The organism is Streptomyces dysideae (assembly GCF_001514305.1).
Taxonomy (GTDB): domain Bacteria; phylum Actinomycetota; class Actinomycetes; order Streptomycetales; family Streptomycetaceae; genus Streptomyces; species Streptomyces dysideae.
Map to the genome: position 1 here is coordinate 91,767 of NZ_KQ949111.1, position 17,963 is coordinate 109,729.

The following is a 17,963-nucleotide window of genomic DNA, read 5'->3' on the forward strand; positions in this document are numbered from 1 at the left end:
TACGCGACCTTTGGATCATCGCGGCGGCCACCGCCGTGATGGCCGCCGCGTTCACCCTGCTCGTCCGCCGCGGTCGCGCGGGCCGCAGCGCCTGCTGCCCGCCCCCGCTGCCGTGGGCCTCGAACTGGCGCAGTCGGCTGGTCAGGGTGTGTGGGCTGATGCCGGGCAGGGCCTTACGCAGGAACCGGGCGACACCGCACTCAGGAAGGCAAGGATTGGCCCCTTTTCGAGAGCAGCCCATTAGTGCAGTTGATGTAACTGGTGCACCGTGTGCACTAATGACTCCATGACCTACGTGATCCATGGCGCCACCGGCGCCCAAGGTGCTCCTGTCGTCTCCGCTCTCGCCGCAGCGGGAGAGTCCGTGACCGCTGTGACCCGCAACGCCGACGCCGTCGTGGACGGCGCACGCGTGGTGGCCGCCGCCTACTCCTCCGCCGCTGACCTGACCGACGCCTACCGCGGTGCCGAAGGAGTGTTCGTCCACCTGCCGGTCACCGCGGAAGAGGACCGCCAGATCTTCGCGGGCAATATCCTCACCGCCGTCCGCGCGGCCCGGCCGGCCCGCGTCGTGTTCTCCACCAGCGGCTTCCCGATCGATCCCGCCATCGGCGGTGCCGCCGCGACGCTGGCGGCGGGCCTGGCCGGCAGCGGCGTGTCTTATGCGGTGATCGCGCCCGAGCTGTACCTGGAGAACCTGCTCATGCCCTACGTCATCGACTCGGTCCGTGAGCGCGGTGTGCTGCCTTACCCGATCCGGGCCGACTTCCCCGTCTCCTGGGCGTCCCACCTCGACATCGCCGACGCCGCCGTCGCCCTGTTCGGGCGCCCGGACGTCACCGGTGTGGTCTCCGTTGGACAGTACCCGGCGATCACGGGGCCGGATCTGGCCGAGGCGTTCGGCGCCAGGCTGGGCCGGGACGTGGTCTTCGAGCCGATCACCCCTGAGGAGTTCCGTACCTCGGTCGCGCCCCTGATCGGGGAGGGCGCGGCTGCCGATATCGCGGGGGCCTACCAGGCGATGAGTGCCATGCCGGGCCGCTCGATCGCGCAGGAGACCTCCGCCCAGAAGCTGCTGGGCAGCACCCCTCGGGCCACGAGCCAGTGGCTGACCGACATGGGGCTGTGATCCCCGGCCACCCTGCACGCGGTGGGTAAGACCCCGCCCTCCAGGCCCGGCGCCGGGTACCGTGACGTGCTCGGCGCCTGCGCCGTCCCGCCTTCGGTAGCGTCCAGGTGAGGCCACCTACGTGACCGCACCGGTCAAACCGACAGCGGAAGGAAGTCGCCTCACCCCCGAAAGCCGCTGTCTGCGCCATGGGGCGCTTTCAGAATGCTGGGTTTGGCGGGCGAGGGTCATGCCGTGGACGAGCAGGAGCAAGGCGCCGTGCATGCGCCGACCGTCAGGCGACGAACACGGCTGTCGGCACACGGCGTGGAGGCGGTGACCTGTCCGATGGCGCGGGTCTGTGTTGCCGAGCGGCATCCCCAGGTCGAGTGAGCGGCGCCGTTCGGTTGCGTGGCCAGTTGGTGCCAGGCTGTCGCCGACGCTGGAGCAGCGTCTTGATCGGCAGACGGACGCGGTGGTAATGCCCTTGCTCCGGCGCGCGCCCACTCGACGGGGCGTCCATCGTTGCGCTTGAAGCTTCAAACGGATTCCGGCAGGCCCTCGTTTGACACTTCAAACGTTCCCTTGTGGAGCTCTCCCGCAGTCGCCTCCCTGGAGCTGCCATGTCCATTCCTTCTGCTGCAGTCGCAGTCCGCCGAGGTCCGCTCGTGGTGGCGGGAGGTGTACTCGCTGCGATCGCGGTGGCCTCTGTGGCGGACGCGGTGCTCGCTCTCCTTGCCCTGGCCGCGGGCGCGCCCGGCGATTTCCAGCCGCTGAAGGCGTCCTCGTACATCTTCCTGACGGCGGTCGGGGTGGTGGCGGGTGCCGTGGGCTGGGCGATCGTGCGCAAGGTGTCGAAGGACCCCGAGGCGCTGGTGCGGTGGTTGGTGCCGACCCTCGTGGTGGTGTCCTTCGTTCCCGACTTCCTGCTCTTCGGCGACGGCGGTGCGATCGGCGTCGGGGCGCTGCTCCTGATGCACGTGGTGGTCGCGGCGGTCGCGGTGTTCGCGTACCGCAAGGTCATGCCCCTGTCTTAGGGACGCTGACAACAGACGGAAAACGTCGGGCGGGCAGGGAGCACGGTCCCTGCCCGCCCGACGCGTTCACGGCTCATGGCCTCCGGATCAGAGGCGCGTCGGTGCGGGCGGCGATGTCCTCGGCGCTCACACCCGGCCCGCATTCCACGAGGGCGAGGCCATGGGGAGTGACGTCGAGGACTCCGAGGTCGGTGATGATCCGGTGGACGCAGCGTTCGCCGGTGAGCGGGAGGGTGCACTCCCGGACGATCTTCGGGCTGCCGTCCTTGGCGGTGTGTTCCATCAGCACGATGACCCGACGGGCGCCGTGGACGAGGTCCATCGCGCCGCCCATGCCCTTGATCATCCTGCCGGGGATCATCCAGTTGGCCAGGTCGCCTGCGGCGGAGACCTGCATGGCGCCGAGCACGGCTGTGTCGATGTGGCCGCCCCGGATCATGCTGAAGGACAGGGCCGAGTCGAAGAAGGAGGCCCCCGGCAGTACGGTGACGGTCTCCTTGCCCGCGTTGATCAGGTCGGGGTCGACCTCAGCCTCGATGGGGTATGGGCCCGTGCCCAGGATGCCGTTCTCGGAGTGCAGGACCACCTGGACGCCCGGCGGGAGGTGGCCGGGGATGAGGGTGGGCAGGCCGATGCCGAGGTTGACGTAGGAGCCGTCGGTGAGTTCGGCGGCGGCGCGGGCGGCCATCTGGTCGCGGGTCCACCCCAGTTGTGTACGGACGGTTGTGCTCATGTGCGTACGGTCCTCTTCTCGATCTGCTTGTCGGCGGCCTGGGCGGGAGTGAGGGCCACGATCCGCTGGACGAAGATGCCCGGCAGGTGCACCTCGGCGGGGCTCAATTCGCCCGGTTCCACGAGCTCTTCCACCTCCGCCACCGTCACGCGCCCGGCCATCGCGGCGAGCGGGTTGAAGTTGGCGGCGGACTTGCGGAAGACCAGGTTGCCGTGGCGGTCGCCGCGCCAGGCCCGGACGAGCGCGTAGTCGGTGGTGATGCCGTGCTCCAGGACGTGCGGGCGGCCGGCGAAGTCGCGGGTCTCCTTGGGCGGAGAGGCCACGGCGACCACGCCTTCCCCAGCCTCCGGCCGGGAGGTGCCCCCAGCCGCGTAGCGCCAGGGCAGTCCGCCGCGGGCGACCTGGGTGCCCACTCCTGCGGGGGTGTAGAAGGCGGGGATGCCCGCTCCACCGGCGCGCAGCCGTTCGGCCAGCGTGCCCTGCGGCACCAGCTCCACCTCCAGTTCGCCCGAGAGGTATTGGCGGGCGAACTCCTTGTTCTCGCCCACGTAGCTGCCCGTGACGCGGGCGATCCGGCGGTCGGCCAGCAGGACTCCCAGTCCGCGCCCGTCCACACCGCAGTTGTTCGACACGACCTCCAGGCCGGTGGCGCCCTGGGCGTGGAGGGCCTGGATGAGCACGTCGGGGATGCCGCTGAGGCCGAAGCCGCCGACGGCCAGCGACGCGCCGTCGGGGATGTCGGCGACCGCCTCGGCGGCGCTCGCGGAGACCTTGTCCATGGTGGGAGGGCCTTTCTGTCGTGCGTTGTTGCTGGTTCAGGCGTCTGCGCGCAGGACGTCCGAGATGGGTTTGGCGCCGCCGTGCGCGGTGAGGCCGCCGTCGACCGGGATCTCGGCTCCGGTGATGAAGGACGCGTCGTCGGAGAGGAGGAAGGTGACGAGCGGGGCGATCTCGTCGACGGTTCCGGTGCGGCCGAGCGGTGTCTCGCGGACGTTCGCCTCACGGAAGGCGGGCGCTGCGGAGGCGGTCATGTCCGTCTCGATGAAGCCGGGGTGGATGATGTTCACGCGGATGCCGCGGGGCCCCAGTTCCATGGCGGCGGTCCTCGACAGGCCCCGCAGCGCCCACTTGCTCGCCGTGTACGCGACCGGGTAGTGGCCGGTGAGCGCGGCGGACGAGCCGACGTTCACGATCGACGAGCCGGGCAGCATCAACGGCACCAGGTGCTGGATGCCCAGTAGCGGACCGGTGACGTTGACCGCGTGGACCCGGGCCATGTCCTCGGGGCGCACGTCGTCGATGCGGGCGCGCCAGGTGACGCCCGCGTTGTTGACCAGGCCGTGCACCTGCCCGTACGTCTCGCGCAGGTCGGCGGCGAGCTGAGCCCAGTCCTTCTCGCTGGTGACGTCGAGGCGGCGGCAGCCGGGTGCCTCCGTCACATCGGTGGCGATCACCCGGGCGCCCTCGCGGGTCAGTGCCTCGGCCTCCGCGGCGCCCTGCCCGCGGGCCGCGCCCGTGACCACGACGACCTTGCCGAGGAGCCTCTTGGGACGCAGGTCGGTCACGGCCGCTCCCGTGGGCGGCGCCGGGCGACGGGAACCGGCACCGGGTCGGGGCCGGCCACCACGGTGTTGGAGACGGTGCCGATGCCCTCGACGGTGAGCGTGACCGTGTCGCCGGGCTTCAGCGGCGCAGGGTCCTGCCGGCCGCGTACGCCCCACAGCTCGGCGAGGCAGCCGCCGTTGCCGCAGGTCCCGGAACCGAGGACGTCCCCGGGGCGGACGACGGTGCCGCGTGAGGCGTAGGCGACCATCTCCTCGAAGGTCCAGCTCATGTTGGACAGCAGGTCCTTGCCCACGACCTCGCCGTTGATCTCGGCCGTCAGAGCCAGGCGCAGGAAGCCGTCCGCGTCGCGGTACTTCTCCAGCTCGTCGGCGGTGACCAGATAAGGACCCAGCGTGGTGGCGGTGTCCTTGCCCTTGCAGGGGCCCAGGCCCACCTTCATTTCGGCGGACTGCAGGTCGCGGGCGGACCAGTCGTTGAAGACGGTGTAGCCGACGATGTGGTCGCGGGCCTGCTCGGGGGTGAGGTCGCGGCCCTCCTTCCCGATGACGGCGGCGACCTCCAGCTCGAAGTCGAGCACGCTCGACCCCGGAGGCATCGGGATGTCGTCGTGCGGGCCGTACATCGCATAGGGGTTGCCGAAGTAGAACGTGGGGGCCGCATACCACCGCTCGGGCACACCGGCGGCGCCGTCCACGGACCGTCGTACGCCCTCGACGTGTTCCTCGAAGGTGACGAAGTCCCGCACGGTGGGCGGCTGGAGCGGCGGCAGCAGCCGCACCTCGGAGACATGCGGGCCGGCCGCCGCGTCGAGCAGCTCGGCCGGTCCGCTGCCCCCGGCGAGCAGGCTGGTCAGTGAGCTGACCCCGGGCAGGGGGCAGAGCGTGCCGTCCTCTTCGACGACGGCCACCTGGCGTCGGTTGCGGTACTCGTACGTGGCGAAACGCATGGGAGGGGTCCTGTCGGAGGGAAGGCGGGCGCGAAGGCCCAGGGGCGCGGCGGGCAGTCAGGGCAGTGACAGGGAGTCGCCGCGCCCCCGGGGGTCTGGGGACCTTGCCGACCGGCAGGTCGGCAAGGTCGGCTGGTCAGACCGGCGGGGCGACGAAGCAGCCGTGGTCGGGGTCGTTGAAGGACTCCTTGGTGACCAGTTCGTTCATGGGGTTGGCGGTGCCCCACTGGTCGGTGACCTCGGGCTGGGAGAAGTCGTAGACGTGGGGGTGCCAGGTGTCCTCGTCCAGCAGTTCCAGCTCGGTGGTGTACTCGACGGTGTTGCCGTGCGGGTCGAGGAAGTACGTGAAGGTGTTGTCGCCCGCCATGTGCCGCCCGGGGCCCCAGATCTTGCGGGCGCCGGAGCGCATCACGCGGCCGGAGCCGCGCATGTACTCGTCGATACCGCGCATCTCGAAGGAGATGTGGTGCAGCGAGGTGTGCGGGCCGCGGGCGATGGCCATGGAGTGATGCTGGTTGCTGATCCGCATGAAGTGCATGACCTCGCCGATGTGCGGATGGCCGAGCGTGTCGGAGAGGCGGAAGCCGAGGTGGCGCTCGTACCACTCGCGGGTCCTGTCGAGGTCCGGCGAGTTGAGGACGACGTGCGACAGCTTGACCGGGATCGACTCCTTCTCCTCGATCTTGCGGTGCTGCCGGACCTCGACGTCGGCCACGACCTCGATGGTGCGGCCGTCGACGTCGAAGAAGCGGAAGCCGTAGCCGCCGCCGGGGGTGTCGATCTTCCCCGGCTGGGAGATCAACCGCACGCCCCCGGCCAGGAGTTGCTCGGCGAGGGTGTCCACGTCGGCCGCGCTCCCGGCGCCGTAGGAGACCAGGTCGAGGCGCTTCTCGTCGGCCTTGCGCAGCCGCACGACGTACTGCTCGGGGGAGCCCTCGGCGGCCAGGAAGGAGATGCCGGAGTCCTCCGCGACCTTGGTCAGGCCCCACACGCCGGCGTAGAAGTCGAGTTGCTTGTCGTAGTCCGGCACGGCGAGGTCGACGTGGCGGAGGTGGGTGAGCAGACGGTTGCTCATGGGGGGTTCCTCCTCAGAAGAGGTTGAGCAGCGCGGCGGCGTTTCCGCCGCGCACGGAGTGGAAGTCGTGGTCGGGCAGGTCCGCGGCGCGCAGCGCGCCCAGCGGGTCGTCGGTGCCCATGTCGAAGGGGAAGTCGGAGCCGAGCAGGACCCGTTCCGGGCCTGCGGCTCGCAGCAGCTCCCGCAGTACGCAGGGGTCGTGGACCAGGGAGTCGAAGTAAAACTGCTTCAGGTAGCTGCTCGGCTCCCGTGAGCAGCCCCGGGCGTCGGGGCGGACCCGCCAGGCGTGGTCGGAGCGCCCGATGTGGGTGGGCAGGTAGCCGCCGCCGTGCGCCGCGATCAGCTTCAGGCCAGGATGGCGGTCCAGGACGCCGGAGAAGATCAGGTGGGAGAGAGCGACCGCGTTCTCGGTGGGCTGGCCGACGGTGTTGGACAGGTACCACTGGTCCAGGCGCTCGTCGAGCGTGCAGCCGAACGGATGTAGGAAGACCAGCGCGCCGGTCGCCTCCGCGCGGGCCCAGAAGGGCGCGAGCCGCGGGTCGGAGAGCTCCACCTCCCGTGCCCCGCCCGGCTCCGGGGCGTGCGAGGAGATCTCCACGCCCTTCAGCCCCTGCTCCAGTGCATGGTCCAGCAGTGACACCGCGAGGTCGGGGTGCTGGAGGGGGACCATGCCGAGGCCGTGCAGCCGGTCGGGGGCCTTGGCGCAGTGCGCGGCAGTGCCGTCGTTGGCCAACTGGCAGATGCGCTCGGCCAGTTGGGGGTCGGCCCAGTAGTGGTAGTGGCCCGGCGAAGGGCTCACCAGCTGTATGTCCACGCCGGTCGCGTCCATGGCCGCCAGACGCGTGGCGGCGTCCGTCAGCTTCGGCACCCGGGCGCCCACCATGGGCCCGTTCACGGCAATGGCCGCCGGGCCGTTGCGGCGGGCGTCGAAGTCACGGGCCTCGGCGAGTCCGGGGTGACCGGTGACGGCCTCCTCGATCTCCGGGAGGAGGAGGTGGGCGTGGACGTCGATGGTCGGCGCGGCGGATGCGGTGGTGGTCACGGGCGCTCCTTGAGGAGGTTCATGGTGCGGCCGACCAGCCCGGCCATGTCGGCGTCGCGCACGCCGTCCAGCTGCCACTGGCCGATCTGCACGGACGCCTCGACGACGGTGCGCACCCGGGGAATGCGGCGGTCGTGGTAGGTCTGGAGCAGCTCGTCGTCCCAGTCCCGTCCGCCGGTGAGCAGCTCGGCGAGGACGGAAGCGTCCTCCAGGGACATGGCCGCGCCCTGGGCAAGGGTGGGCGGGCAGCAGTGGGCGGCGTCGCCGATGAGCACGACCCGGCCCCGGTGCCAGGAGCCCTCGACCAGCAGGCGGTCGAACCAGGTGTAGTTGACCTTCTTCGGGTCGGTGATGTGCTGGGTGATCTCCGGCCAGACCCCGCCGTAGGCCTGCGCCAGGCGGCGCATCTCGTCGGCGTAGGTGGCCGGGTCGATGGAGGCGCGGTCGCGGCACGCTTCGACGACGTACGCGTAGATGGTGTTCTCGCTGGTGGGGCAGTAGCCGGCGATGTAGGCCGGCCCGCCGTAGGCGAGGTCGGTGCGCGTCACGCTCTCGGGCCGCGGGGCGGCGATGCGCCAGATGGCCATGCCGGTGGGCTCGGGTTTGTCGGCGATGCCGATCGCGGCGCGGGTGGCGGAGTTGAGACCGTCGGCGGCGATCACCAGGTCGTAGCGGCCCTTGCTGCCGTCGCTGAAGCGCACCGAGACGCCGTCGGCGTCCTGCTCCAGCGTCTCGGCGGTGGTGCCGAGGCGAACGCCGGCGCCCGCGGAGCGCACCTGGTCGATGAGGATCTGCTGCAGCTGGGGCCGCTGCATGCCGAGGGTGGCCGGCAGGTCCTCCCCACCGGTCTGGATGTCATCGGCGACGAACATCACGGTGCCGTCGGGGGCCGTCACGCCCAGCGAGCCGAAGGCGTATCCGGAGGCTTCCACCTGTTCCCAGACACCGAGTTCGCGCAGAACCCGCAGGGCGTTGCCCTGGAGGGTGATGCCGGAGCCGGTGGTGGCGTTCCAGTCCGGTTTGGCCTCGATCAGGTCCACGGCGATACCGGCACGGCGCAGCAGGATGGTGACGGCGTTGCCGGAGGCGCCCCCGCCGATGACCAGGACGGTGGGTGTGCCCCCGGCCGGAGGCTGGAGGGGAGTGCGGGTGTCAGCCATGTCGGGGAACCTCCCGGGGTTGGGCCGCGCGGCTTCGGGCGGCGAGGGTGCGGCTGTCGCCCGCCGGTAGCGCGGGCCAGGGGGTGTGACGGGTCACCCGGCGCAGCGGGTGGGGGCCGGATGGGCCGCTGCTGTCCGGGAAGGGCGCATCCGGCAGCTGTGTGGGCTATTTGACGGCGATGGGGTTGACCGGGGAGCCGACGGCTCCGGTGATGGGCAAGGGCGCGGCGGTCAGCCAGAACTCGTACACGCCGTCTTCGGCGCAGTCCGCGGCGAGGGTGTCGAGGTCCCACATCTCGCCGATGAGCAGGCCCATGTTGGGGATGACGACCTGGTGCAGCGGCTGGAAGGCGTTCTCGAACTCGTTGGGCCGTACCTCGAAGCCCCAGGTGTCGGTGGCGATCGCGGCGATCTCGCTGCCGTGCAGCCAGCCGGCGGTGGTGAACGACAGGCCGGGCGCGGGGCCGCCCGCGTAGTCGCCCCAGCCCTCGCGCCGGGCGCGGGCCAGGTGTCCGGTGCGGACGAGGACGATGTCGCCGCGGCCTACGCTCACGCCGTGGGCCTTGGCGGTCGCGGTCAGGTGCTCCGCGGTGATTGCGAAACCGTCCGGCAGTTCCGGTTCGCCGTCGTTGTCACCTATGACCCGGGCGACGTCCAGCAGCACCCCGCGCCCGGCCACGTACGGGGCCATGTGCTCGATGCCGGTGACCAGGTCGCCGTCGGAGGTGACGACCTTCTCGGCGGCCCGTCCGTTCCAGGCGTTGCCGTGGTCGAAGATGTGCCCGAGGCCGTCCCACTGGGTGGAGCACTGCAACGGCATCGCGATCACGTCGTCGGCCCCGCCGATGCCGTGCGGGAAGCCCTGGTTGCCAAGGGCCGCGTCGGTGCCGGTGTCGAGCATGGTGTGCACGGGGTTGGTCCGCCGGCGCCAGCCCTTCTGCGGGCCGTTCATGTCGAACCGCTGCGACAGCGAGAAGCTCACGCCGCGGCGCACGAGCGCCGCGCCTTCGCGCCGCTTGGCCTCGTCGAGGAAGTTCAGCGTGCCGAGCACGTCGTCCTCACCCCAGCGCCCCCAGTTGGAGTACGCCTTGGCGGCCTCGGCGATCGCGCCCTCCGGGTCGTGGCGGTCCAGGCTCATGGCGCCTCCTGGACACAGCGGGTGCGCTGTGCGCCCAGTCCGGTGATGGATCCCTCCATGACGTCGCCGTCGCGCAGCAGCCGTCCCCAGTGGATGCCGTTGCCGGCCGGGCTGCCGGTCAACACGAGGTCGCCGGGCAGGAGCTGGGCGGTCCGGGAGATGTAGGACACCAGACGTGCCACGCCGAAGAGCATGTCCTTGGTGGACTCGTCCTGCATGATCTCGCCGTTCAGCTTGAGGGTGACCCGCAGGTCACCGGGGTCGGCGACCGACTCGGCCGGGACGAGCCACGGTCCGAGCGGAGTGAACCCGGGGGCGTTCTTGCAGCGCAGCCAGTCGGTGCCGATGGCCTTCATGTCCCGGCGGAAGACGGTGGCGCGGTCGGTGAGGTCGTTGGCGATGGTGTACCCGGCGACGTACTCCAGGGCATCCTCGACGGACACCCGGTGGGCCGGCTTGGCGATGACGGCCGCCAACTCCAGCTCCCAGTCCGGCTTTTCGGCCCATGCGGGCAGCGTGACCTCGTCGTACGGGCCCGTGATGGCGCTGGGCAGGCCGATGAACACGTAGGGCAGGTCCTCGGCGGCCCGGCGGTCCATGACGGCGGCGATCTCGGCGCGTGCCTCCTCCACGGTGCGAGGGTCGTCGGGGGAACGGTGGGCGACCTCCAGGTCGATCACGTGCTGCCGGTAGTTGGCGCCGGACTGGAAGATCTGCCGCGGCTCGATGGGGGCGTGCACCCGCAGGCCCTCCAGTCGCCGCCAGTCGAGAGCGTCGTCGTCCGCCAGGGCATGCAGGAGGGGGAGGGCCTCCTCCCACCGCTCCACCACGGCACGCACACCGGACGGTGCCCAGTCCAGGGCTCTGCGCAGGTCGAGTACGCGGTCCTTGGCCAAGAGGCCGGGGAAGGGCTTCCCGTCCTGAGCGGAGAACGTGCCGAGCGCGAACGGGCCGGCAGGTTGCGCGAGCGTTGCCATCAGATTTCCTCCTGCTGGGTTGCGGTCTACTGTGGCCTCGATCGGCCAATCACGGAAATCAATCCTGTGGATGCGCCGAATCCATGACATGGATGATTCTTGCTTGCTAGGTGGTTGCCCGGTGAACCTGTCCCGACTCGACCTCAATCTGGTCCTCGCCCTGCGCGCGCTGCTGGAAGAGCGCAATGTCACCAGGGCCGGCGAGCGCATCGGCCTCAGCCAGCCCGCCATGAGCGCGGCGCTGTCCCGGCTGCGCCGCCATTTCGACGACGAATTGCTCGCCCGGACCGGCAACGCCTACGAGCTGACCCCGCTCGGCACCGCCCTGCGCGACCGCAGCGCCACCGCCTGCGACCTGCTGGAGCGGGTCTTCTCCAGCCAGGCCGACTTCGACCCAGCCGCGGAGACCCGAGAGTTCACCCTGCTCGCCTCCGACTACGGGGCGGCCGTGTTCGGCGCCGCACTCGCCCGCCTGCTGCACGGGGAGGCGCCCGGAATCCGGCTCACCTTCCAGCACCCGGCACCGTCCGTCGTGGAGAACACCGCCACCGCGCTGAGCACCGTCGACGGACTCCTGATGCCGCACGGTGTCATCGACGGCTTCCCCGCCGTCGACCTCCACCAGGACCGATGGCTGTGCCTGGTCGCAGACGACCACCCCGAGGTGGGCGACGTACTTACCCTCGACCAGTTGGCCCGTCTGCCTTGGGCCGTCTACCAGCGCCCCTACGACGCCCCGGCCGCCCGCCAGCTCAGCATGCTCGGCATCAGCCCCCGGGTGGAGGTCTCCGTGCAGACCTTCCAGCTGCTGCCCCACATGGTCGAGGGCACCCGCAGGGTCGCGATGATCCAGGAACGCCTGGCCCGCAGAGCGGTCCGCTCCGCCGCCGTGCGCGTCCTGCCCTGCCCCTTCGAGGCCGTACCGGTGCAGGAGGCAATGTGGTGGCACCCGGTGCACGCCCAGGACGCGGCCCACATCTGGCTGCGACAGAAGGCCGAGGAGGTCGGCGCGACGCTGACAGGCCACGGCACGGACGAGGCCATACCCGCCGTACGGGGCGAGAGGCCGGCAGCGGAGAGGCTCTGATCCCGGCCCGGCGGGAGGCGGTAACCGGCGGGACCTGCCCCACGGCAGGGCGTGTTCGGCGTTCGGCACGTGTGGCCTCGCCGTCGTCCGGTACAACGGCGAGGCCGACACGCGTGACGGGGCCGGGGCAGCGCCGTCGGTACTCCCCGGCCCGTCGGCTTCCACGGCCTCAGGCCAACTGCTCCGGCAGCGGCCGGGGATCCGCGGTGCCCGCACGGCCCCGCATCGCCCGCAGCCCCGCCGCGACGACCGCGGTCACCAGCCCCAGGACGCCCACCGCGCCCGAGAGGCTGCCGACCGCCGAATCCAGGGCGAGCAGCACCAGCGGGCAGACGAACTCGCCGCCGAAGAAGGCCGCCGTCCACAGCCCCGTGCCCCGGCCGCGGTCCTTGAACGCCAGACGGGACATGGCGCTGGTGAGGAGGGCGGGCAGCAGCATGCCCGTGCCCAGGCAGTTGACCACTGCTCCGACGATCAGCAGCGGGGCGTTGTCCGCCAGGAACATGACGCCGAAGCCGGCTGCGCAGACCGCGAAGACGGCGGGCAGCATCGGTTCGGGGGAGCGCCTCAGCCGGGCGAAGGTGACCGCTCCGCCCACGGTGGCGGCGCTCGCGGCCGCGGTGGCCAGGCCGATCGCGCCGGGGTTGCTCACCCCGAGGTCGTCCAGCAGGTATGCCATCTCCACCGGGACCGTGTAGAAGACCATCGCCCCGAAGAAGGTAAGGGCACAGATGCCCGCCAACGGCCGCCAGGGGAACGGACGGCGGGCCTCCGCCCCGGCCGGAGCCTCGGCGTCGACCGCGCCGACCGTGCGGGCTGCCGGGTTGGGCAGAGCGATGGCCATCAGCGGGACGAGCACCAGGCTCACGGCGTAGACCCAGAAGGGCATGCGCCAGCCCGCCGCGCCGGCGGCGCCGCCGACCACGAAGAAGACGGTGGCCGACGCGGAGGCGCACATGGTCTGCAGGGCGAGGTACTTCACCCGCTGGTGACCGGAGTAGTAGTCGCCGATCAGCGTGGTGCAGCAGGTCATGATCGCGGCCTCGGTGACGCCGACCAGGGCGCGGCTGACGATGATGCCGCCCAGCGAGTCCAGCCAGAGCGGGGCCGTGCCGAACACGGCATACAGGAGTGTCGCCACGACCAGCAGGCGCTTGCGGCCCAGCCGGTCCACGATCACCCCGGCGAACGGGGCCAACAATGCCAGTGACAGAGCCGGAACGGTCAGCGCGAGCGGAACCAGCGCCTCGGCCCCCGGGACCGACTCGAAGTACTCCTGCATCTTCGGCAGCACCGGGGCGATCAGCACCGCCCCCAGGATCGGCAGGCAGCTGCCCGCCATCAGCAGGGTCAGGCGCAGTCGATGGGCAGGGCCCGAGACGGCGACGGGGGATGGAGCGGCGTCATCGACCGCGGCCGGAGGCGGCGGGGGAACGGAACCGGGCATGGCGACTCCAGTGGGCGTTGCAAGTAAGAGAGCGGGCATGCCTTTCACGGCGCCGACGGCACACGGCATGCTGAGGACGGCCGCACGTCGGCGGCTGGTCCGGACAGCGGCGTGCGGGTAGGGACGACTATGAGCTGTTCGTGGCCGCGCCGCCATCCTCCTCGCGATCCGAATCCCGGATCCGGCTCATCCATGCCATGGATGGGATTCGCCCGGCGTGCTCGGCGGCACGCATTGGGCGTGACGCCAGAGCGGGTACGCCGTCGCGGTCGCGGCGGACCCGCTCTCTGCTTCGGGGCGGCGAGCTGTGAGGCTTCCGGAGCGGTCGGAAGGCTCCGGGTGCGCGGCCGAGGGTGGCCCGTGCGGCGGGGTCGGCGCCCTCGAACTGGCCGGCGGTGACCAGACAGTGCAGTTTGAAAGTTCAAACAGGGTTGCCTAAAGTGTCACCATGCCCATGACGCCACGCTGGCTGGACACCGAGGAACGACGAGCCTGGCTCGCCTACGTCGAGTTCTCCACTCACCTGTCCGACCACCTGAACCGCCAGCTACGACGGGACGCGGGGCTGACGCATGCCGACTACACCCTGCTCGCCCACCTCTCCTCCGTCCCCGACCGGACCCTGACGATGTCCGAACTCGCCCAGCGCCTGAAGATCACCCGCAGTCGACTCACTCATGCCGTGACCCGCCTTCAGCAGGCCGGTTACGTGGACCGCTGCGACGACCCCGCGAACCGGCGCGACCAGCTTGCCGTGCTCACCGCACAGGGGAGCCGGCTTCTGGAGCGGGCGGCCCCCGGCCACGTCGAGGCCGTACGCCGCGCCGTCTTCGACGCGCTGACCCGCGAACAGGTGCGCCAGTTCGCGGAGATCGGTGAGGCTGTCAACGCCGCATTGCAACGCGTGGACGCCGCACAAGACGATCAGGAGGTACTGCCCTGGCGTCGGAGGTAGGGCGGTCTGATCTCGGTGGCACGACATCAACGGCACGCTCAGGGTGTTCGACTCGGTCCTCGCCCTGACCAACGGCGGGCCGGGAAGTGACACGACGCCCCTGACCCTCTACATGTTCCGCACCGCGTTCTCCTACGGCGACTACGGCTACGGCAGCACCATCGCCTCGCTGCTCACCGTCGTCTGCCTCGGCGTCACCCTCATCATCTTCCGCTTCTCGCGCCGCGACCTGACCAAGGGCTGAACCTCCATGACCGACACCATGACGGCACGCCGCGGGAACTCCTCGCCCGTCCCGGGGCGGGCTCCGTCCGAGGGCGGGCGTATGCCCGGCCCCTGACGCGGAACTACATCAGCAACAGCCTCCTGGCCACCGTGCCCTCGCTCGCGCTCATCGTCGTTCGCCGACCATGGCCCCGGCGACCCTGCGGCTGCCGCAGCGCCGGACGCTGATCCTGGCCCTGTCCGTGTTCTGCCTCGGACGTCTGGTCGCGGTCCTCAGTACGTCCATCACGGTCGTCCTCGCGGCCCGGGTCGCCACGGCCCTGGCCACCGGAGCGTTCTGGTCCGTCGGCTTCGTCGTCGCCACCACCGCTGCAGGCCCGCACAACGCAACGCGCGCCACGGGCGTCATGATCGGGCAGTGCGGCCGGTCCCCTCGCCGCCGCAGCCTGCTGCGTGACTTCGGGTTCACCCTCGGCCCGGCCGTCGTGGGTGCGATCGCCCTCAGCCGGGCGGCGCACGAGATCAGCGACAAGGTCGCGTCGGACCCGGCTCTGGGACACGCCCTGGACACCTTCAACGCCTCGGCGGCGACCGCCCCGGAAGGGCAGCGGGAGGCCGTGGAGGGCGCCATCGGGGCCGTCAACTCCGGCCCGCTCGGCGCGAACGCCGTCCCCGAGACCATCGCCCTGCCCGACGGTTCGACCGCGCCGTTCAACCCGCTCAAGGACACCGCCTTCGAGGCCCTGGGCAACGCCTACTCGCTCGGTTACCTGATCGTCGGGCTGTGCGCGATCGCGGCGGCGGTGGTCACCGTCGTCCTGATCAGGGGGGACCGGCCGGACGCTCCTGTCACCGCGGAGCCGGCCGATGCCTGACAGACCGCACGACGCCACGGTCATCCGCACCGACGAACCCGACCCCCGAAGCAGACCCGGCGCCACCGGCCGCCACGCCTGAAAGGACCGCCGCCATGACCGGCCCAACCCGACCACGCCCCATGTTCCGCCTGGGCCATCTGCTGGAACGCCGCGCCCAGTTGCACCCCCACCGCACGGCGCTCGTATTCGGTGACCGCGCATGGACCTACGGGCAGGTGCGGGACTGGATCGTGGCCTCCGCGCGGCAGTTGCGCCGGCACGGTGCCGGTCCGGGCAGCGTCGTCGCCTACGCGGGCGCCTCACGCCCGGAGGTCTTCGTCCTGATGTACGCCACGTCCCGCATCGGAGGCGTGTTCGTCCCGGTCAACGGGGCGGCCACGCCTCCCGAGATCGCCTACCTGCTGGCGGACTCGGGGGCGGACGTCCTGATCGCGGACGCCGCCTGCGCCGCAAAACTCGTCGACGGCGGCACCGTACCGCCGGACGTCACCCGTCTGTGCCTGGACGAGGAGCCACCCGACGGATACGCACCACTGATCCGGACACCGGACGAACCTGTCGGCGACGACGCCCCGGCACCCGTGACAGAGGACGACCTCGCCCTCATCGCCTACACCTCCGGCACCTCCGGCCGCCCGAAGGGCGTGCTCCTCACCCACGGCAACGTGTTCTGGAGCTGCGTCAACGGCCTCCTGGGCCTGGACCTGGCCCGGGACGACGTCACACTCATCACCACACCCGTCTTCCACATCGCGGTACTGAGCGGCGTGGGCTCCTACACCTGGGCCAAGGGCGGAACCGTCGTCCTGGAGCCCGTCTTCTCCGTCGACGGCTTCCTGGCGACCGTACGACGGCACCGGGTGAGCGTGACCTTCGCGGTACCGGCGATGCTCGCCCTGATCGCACGGCACCCCGGCTTCGCCGCGGCGGACCTGTCCTCGCTGCGCTGGATCCTCAGCGGGGGAGCGGCGGCACCGGCGCTGGTCGCCGAGGTGTTCCACCGCCGCGGCATCCCGGTGGTCAGCTCCTACGGCCTGACCGAGACCGCCGCCGGCGTCACCTACCGCGACCCGCGCGACGGCCCGGGCTGCTCCGGCGAGGCCGGACTGGCCGCCCCGCTGGCCGAAGTCCGGATCGTCGGCCCCGACAACCGCCCCCTGGCGCACGGCACGACGGGGGAGATCGTCGTCCGGAGCCCCAGCGTGGCTGCCGGATACCTGGGCCTGCCGGAGGACTCGGCGGCGGCCCGCGACGCCGGCGGCTGGTTCCACGGGGGCGACCGGGGCTACATGGACTCCGAGGGCCGCCTGGTGGTGGTCGGCAGGATCAAGGACACGATCATCACCGGCGGGGAGAACGTGGATCCCACGGAGGTGGAGGAAGCGCTGGCAGCGTGTCCCTGCGTGGACGAAGCGGCGGTCGTCGGAACGCCCGATCCCGTCTGGGGAGAGGTCGTCACCGCCATCGTCGTACCCGCCGAGGGCGCGGACTGCTCCCTGGAGGACATCCAGACGTTCCTGTCCGCCTCCCTCACCCGACACAAGATCCCCCGTCGGCTCGAAGTCCGGGACCGTCTGCCGCGCACCGCCACCGGCAAGTTGCAGCGGAGCCTGCTGCGGGGCTGAGCCCGGCCGGACCCGACACATGGAGAGGTACTCATGTCCACACAGCCGTCAGGCACCCCCTCCGACGCCGCCCCGAACGGCACGGCCTCCGCGCCCATCCGCCGCGTGGGCGTCGTCGGAGCGGGACTCATGGGCAGCGGCATAGCCGAGGTCTGTGCTCGCGCGGGCCTCGACGTCCTCGTCAGCGAGACCGGCCCCGAGGCGGTCGAGGCGGGCCGTGAAAGAATCGCCAAATCCCTGACACGCGCGGTACGCGGCGGCAGACTCGCCCCGGCTGACAGCGCTACGTCCCTCCGCCGGATCGGCTTCACCACCGACCTGGCCGACCTCGCCGACCGCGACATCGTGATCGAAGCGGTGGCCGAGGACGAACAGGTGAAGACCGAGATCTTCGCGGCACTCGACAAGGTGCTCGTCCGACCGGACGCGATCCTCGCCTCCAACACCTCTTCCATTCCCATCATGAAACTCGGCACGGCGACGGGGCGCGCACAGCAGGTGATCGGCGTGCACTTCTTCAACCCGGTGCCGGTACTGGACCTCGTCGAGCTGGTCCCGTCCCTGCTGACCAGTGAACAAACGCGTGACCGGGCAGGGGAGTTCGTCAGCGGGGCCTTGGGCAAGCAGGTCATCCATGCCAAGGACCGGGCCGGATTCGTCGTCAACTCTCTCCTGGTGCCCTACCTGTTGTCCGCGATCCGCATGCTGGAGTCGGGTCTCGCCTCCGCCGACGACATCGACAACGGCATGGTGCTCGGCTGCGCCCACCCCATGGGCCCCTTGCATCTGGCCGACCTGATCGGCCTGGACACCCTCACGGCGATCGCGGACTCCATGTACGTCGAGTACAAGGAGCCGCTGCATGCCGCGCCGCCCCTCCTGCTGCGCATGGTGGACGCCGGTCTTCTCGGCCGGAAGACGGGCCGCGGCTTCCACGACTACTCCGGCTGAAAGGAAAGCCTGA

Annotated in this window: 19 protein-coding genes; 9 read left to right on the forward strand and 10 right to left on the reverse strand. The window is 71.0% G+C overall.

Translation table 11 applies throughout. The features are described 5' to 3' along the window. Positions 1–286 precede the first annotated feature (286 nt). From AQJ91_RS39330 to AQJ91_RS39335, 3 genes are all read left to right on the forward strand, one after another. A complete protein-coding gene (locus AQJ91_RS39330; protein ID WP_067031920.1) occupies positions 287–1,129 on the forward strand; it encodes an SDR family oxidoreductase in 843 nt (280 codons plus the stop codon). A gap of 234 nt (positions 1,130–1,363) precedes the next feature. After that, positions 1,364–1,501, forward strand: coding sequence for a hypothetical protein (locus tag AQJ91_RS56630; RefSeq protein ID WP_234383312.1), 138 nt, complete (start codon positions 1,364–1,366; stop codon positions 1,499–1,501). A gap of 230 nt (positions 1,502–1,731) precedes the next feature. Beyond that, positions 1,732–2,145 (forward strand): DUF6069 family protein, encoded by a 414-nt coding sequence (locus AQJ91_RS39335; protein WP_067031923.1) that lies wholly within the window; start codon positions 1,732–1,734, stop codon positions 2,143–2,145. A gap of 73 nt (positions 2,146–2,218) precedes the next feature. Here the strand turns inward: AQJ91_RS39335 and AQJ91_RS39340 are convergent, their stop codons facing one another. The 9 genes from AQJ91_RS39340 to AQJ91_RS39380 form a co-directional block, all read right to left on the reverse strand. Next, complete coding sequence (locus AQJ91_RS39340) at positions 2,219–2,854, reverse strand: CoA transferase subunit B (protein ID WP_067031987.1); 636 nt, start codon at positions 2,852–2,854, stop codon at positions 2,219–2,221. Between the two features lie 20 nt (positions 2,855–2,874). Then, entirely contained in the window at positions 2,875–3,657 is a 783-nt protein-coding gene (locus AQJ91_RS39345; RefSeq protein WP_067031926.1) for a CoA transferase subunit A, read from the reverse strand. Positions 3,658–3,693: 36 nt separating this feature from the next. Then, the gene (locus AQJ91_RS39350) at positions 3,694–4,443 is read right to left on the reverse strand and encodes an SDR family NAD(P)-dependent oxidoreductase (protein ID WP_067031928.1); all 750 of its coding nucleotides are present in this window, start codon (positions 4,441–4,443) and stop codon (positions 3,694–3,696) included. Further along, positions 4,440–5,390: a fumarylacetoacetate hydrolase family protein gene (locus AQJ91_RS39355; protein WP_067031931.1), complete on the reverse strand. Its 951-nt coding sequence runs from the start codon at positions 5,388–5,390 to the stop codon at positions 4,440–4,442. The genes AQJ91_RS39350 and AQJ91_RS39355 overlap by 4 nt, the downstream gene beginning before the upstream one ends. Before the next feature lie 136 nt (positions 5,391–5,526). Further along, positions 5,527–6,465 (reverse strand): VOC family protein, encoded by a 939-nt coding sequence (locus tag AQJ91_RS39360; RefSeq protein WP_067031934.1) that lies wholly within the window; start codon positions 6,463–6,465, stop codon positions 5,527–5,529. Between the two features lie 13 nt (positions 6,466–6,478). Further along, a complete protein-coding gene (locus tag AQJ91_RS39365) occupies positions 6,479–7,507 on the reverse strand; it encodes an amidohydrolase family protein (RefSeq protein WP_067031937.1) in 1,029 nt (342 codons plus the stop codon). Next, positions 7,504–8,667: an FAD-dependent oxidoreductase gene (locus tag AQJ91_RS39370; protein WP_067031939.1), complete on the reverse strand. Its 1,164-nt coding sequence runs from the start codon at positions 8,665–8,667 to the stop codon at positions 7,504–7,506. The genes AQJ91_RS39365 and AQJ91_RS39370 overlap by 4 nt, the downstream gene beginning before the upstream one ends. Before the next feature lie 166 nt (positions 8,668–8,833). After that, a complete protein-coding gene (locus AQJ91_RS39375; RefSeq protein ID WP_067031942.1) occupies positions 8,834–9,805 on the reverse strand; it encodes a cyclase family protein in 972 nt (323 codons plus the stop codon). Further along, entirely contained in the window at positions 9,802–10,782 is a 981-nt protein-coding gene (locus AQJ91_RS39380; protein WP_067031945.1) for a fumarylacetoacetate hydrolase family protein, read from the reverse strand. Before AQJ91_RS39380 ends, AQJ91_RS39375 begins: the two co-directional genes overlap by 4 nt. A 121-nt stretch (positions 10,783–10,903) precedes the next feature. On the opposite strand from AQJ91_RS39380, the gene AQJ91_RS39385 reads away from it, so the two are divergent. Continuing rightward, positions 10,904–11,869, forward strand: a complete 966-nt coding sequence (locus AQJ91_RS39385) for a LysR family transcriptional regulator (protein ID WP_234383314.1) — start codon at positions 10,904–10,906, stop codon at positions 11,867–11,869. 169 nt (positions 11,870–12,038) lie between these two features. Here AQJ91_RS39385 and AQJ91_RS39390 read toward each other — a convergent pair whose 3' ends face one another. After that, a complete protein-coding gene (locus AQJ91_RS39390) occupies positions 12,039–13,316 on the reverse strand; it encodes an MFS transporter (RefSeq protein ID WP_067031951.1) in 1,278 nt (425 codons plus the stop codon). 448 nt (positions 13,317–13,764) lie between these two features. Here AQJ91_RS39390 and AQJ91_RS39395 point away from each other — a divergent pair, with 448 nt between their 5' ends. The 5 genes from AQJ91_RS39395 (at position 13,765) to AQJ91_RS39415 (ending at position 17,950) form a co-directional block, all read left to right on the forward strand. Beyond that, positions 13,765–14,271 carry a MarR family winged helix-turn-helix transcriptional regulator gene (locus AQJ91_RS39395; protein WP_067031954.1) on the forward strand — a complete coding sequence of 169 codons (507 nt, stop codon included), beginning with the start codon at positions 13,765–13,767 and terminating at the stop codon, positions 14,269–14,271. A gap of 43 nt (positions 14,272–14,314) precedes the next feature. Beyond that, a complete protein-coding gene (locus tag AQJ91_RS39400) occupies positions 14,315–14,515 on the forward strand; it encodes a sugar ABC transporter permease (protein ID WP_067031956.1) in 201 nt (66 codons plus the stop codon). Between the two features lie 166 nt (positions 14,516–14,681). Next, positions 14,682–15,371, forward strand: coding sequence for an MFS transporter (locus AQJ91_RS56635; RefSeq protein ID WP_067031959.1), 690 nt, complete (start codon positions 14,682–14,684; stop codon positions 15,369–15,371). 95 nt (positions 15,372–15,466) lie between these two features. Further along, positions 15,467–16,999: a class I adenylate-forming enzyme family protein gene (locus AQJ91_RS39410; protein WP_079085557.1), complete on the forward strand. Its 1,533-nt coding sequence runs from the start codon at positions 15,467–15,469 to the stop codon at positions 16,997–16,999. A gap of 129 nt (positions 17,000–17,128) precedes the next feature. Next, positions 17,129–17,950 carry a 3-hydroxybutyryl-CoA dehydrogenase gene (locus AQJ91_RS39415; RefSeq protein WP_234383317.1) on the forward strand — a complete coding sequence of 274 codons (822 nt, stop codon included), beginning with the start codon at positions 17,129–17,131 and terminating at the stop codon, positions 17,948–17,950. Positions 17,951–17,963 lie beyond the last annotated feature (13 nt).

Coding starts and splice junctions, on each gene's coding strand:
- AQJ91_RS39355 (WP_067031931.1), bottom strand. CDS start 5,390: ATGCGTTTCGCCACGTACGAGTACCGCAACCGACGCCAGGTGGCCGTC.
- AQJ91_RS39395 (WP_067031954.1), top strand. CDS start 13,765: ATGCCCATGACGCCACGCTGGCTGGACACCGAGGAACGACGAGCCTGG.
- AQJ91_RS39330 (WP_067031920.1), top strand. CDS start 287: ATGACCTACGTGATCCATGGCGCCACCGGCGCCCAAGGTGCTCCTGTC.
- AQJ91_RS39360 (WP_067031934.1), bottom strand. CDS start 6,465: ATGAGCAACCGTCTGCTCACCCACCTCCGCCACGTCGACCTCGCCGTG.
- AQJ91_RS39415 (WP_234383317.1), top strand. CDS start 17,129: ATGGGCAGCGGCATAGCCGAGGTCTGTGCTCGCGCGGGCCTCGACGTC.
- AQJ91_RS39345 (WP_067031926.1), bottom strand. CDS start 3,657: ATGGACAAGGTCTCCGCGAGCGCCGCCGAGGCGGTCGCCGACATCCCC.
- AQJ91_RS39380 (WP_067031945.1), bottom strand. CDS start 10,782: ATGGCAACGCTCGCGCAACCTGCCGGCCCGTTCGCGCTCGGCACGTTC.
- AQJ91_RS56635 (WP_067031959.1), top strand. CDS start 14,682: ATGGCCCCGGCGACCCTGCGGCTGCCGCAGCGCCGGACGCTGATCCTG.
- AQJ91_RS39375 (WP_067031942.1), bottom strand. CDS start 9,805: ATGAGCCTGGACCGCCACGACCCGGAGGGCGCGATCGCCGAGGCCGCC.
- AQJ91_RS39390 (WP_067031951.1), bottom strand. CDS start 13,316: ATGCCCGGTTCCGTTCCCCCGCCGCCTCCGGCCGCGGTCGATGACGCC.
- AQJ91_RS39410 (WP_079085557.1), top strand. CDS start 15,467: ATGACCGGCCCAACCCGACCACGCCCCATGTTCCGCCTGGGCCATCTG.
- AQJ91_RS39370 (WP_067031939.1), bottom strand. CDS start 8,667: ATGGCTGACACCCGCACTCCCCTCCAGCCTCCGGCCGGGGGCACACCC.
- AQJ91_RS39335 (WP_067031923.1), top strand. CDS start 1,732: ATGTCCATTCCTTCTGCTGCAGTCGCAGTCCGCCGAGGTCCGCTCGTG.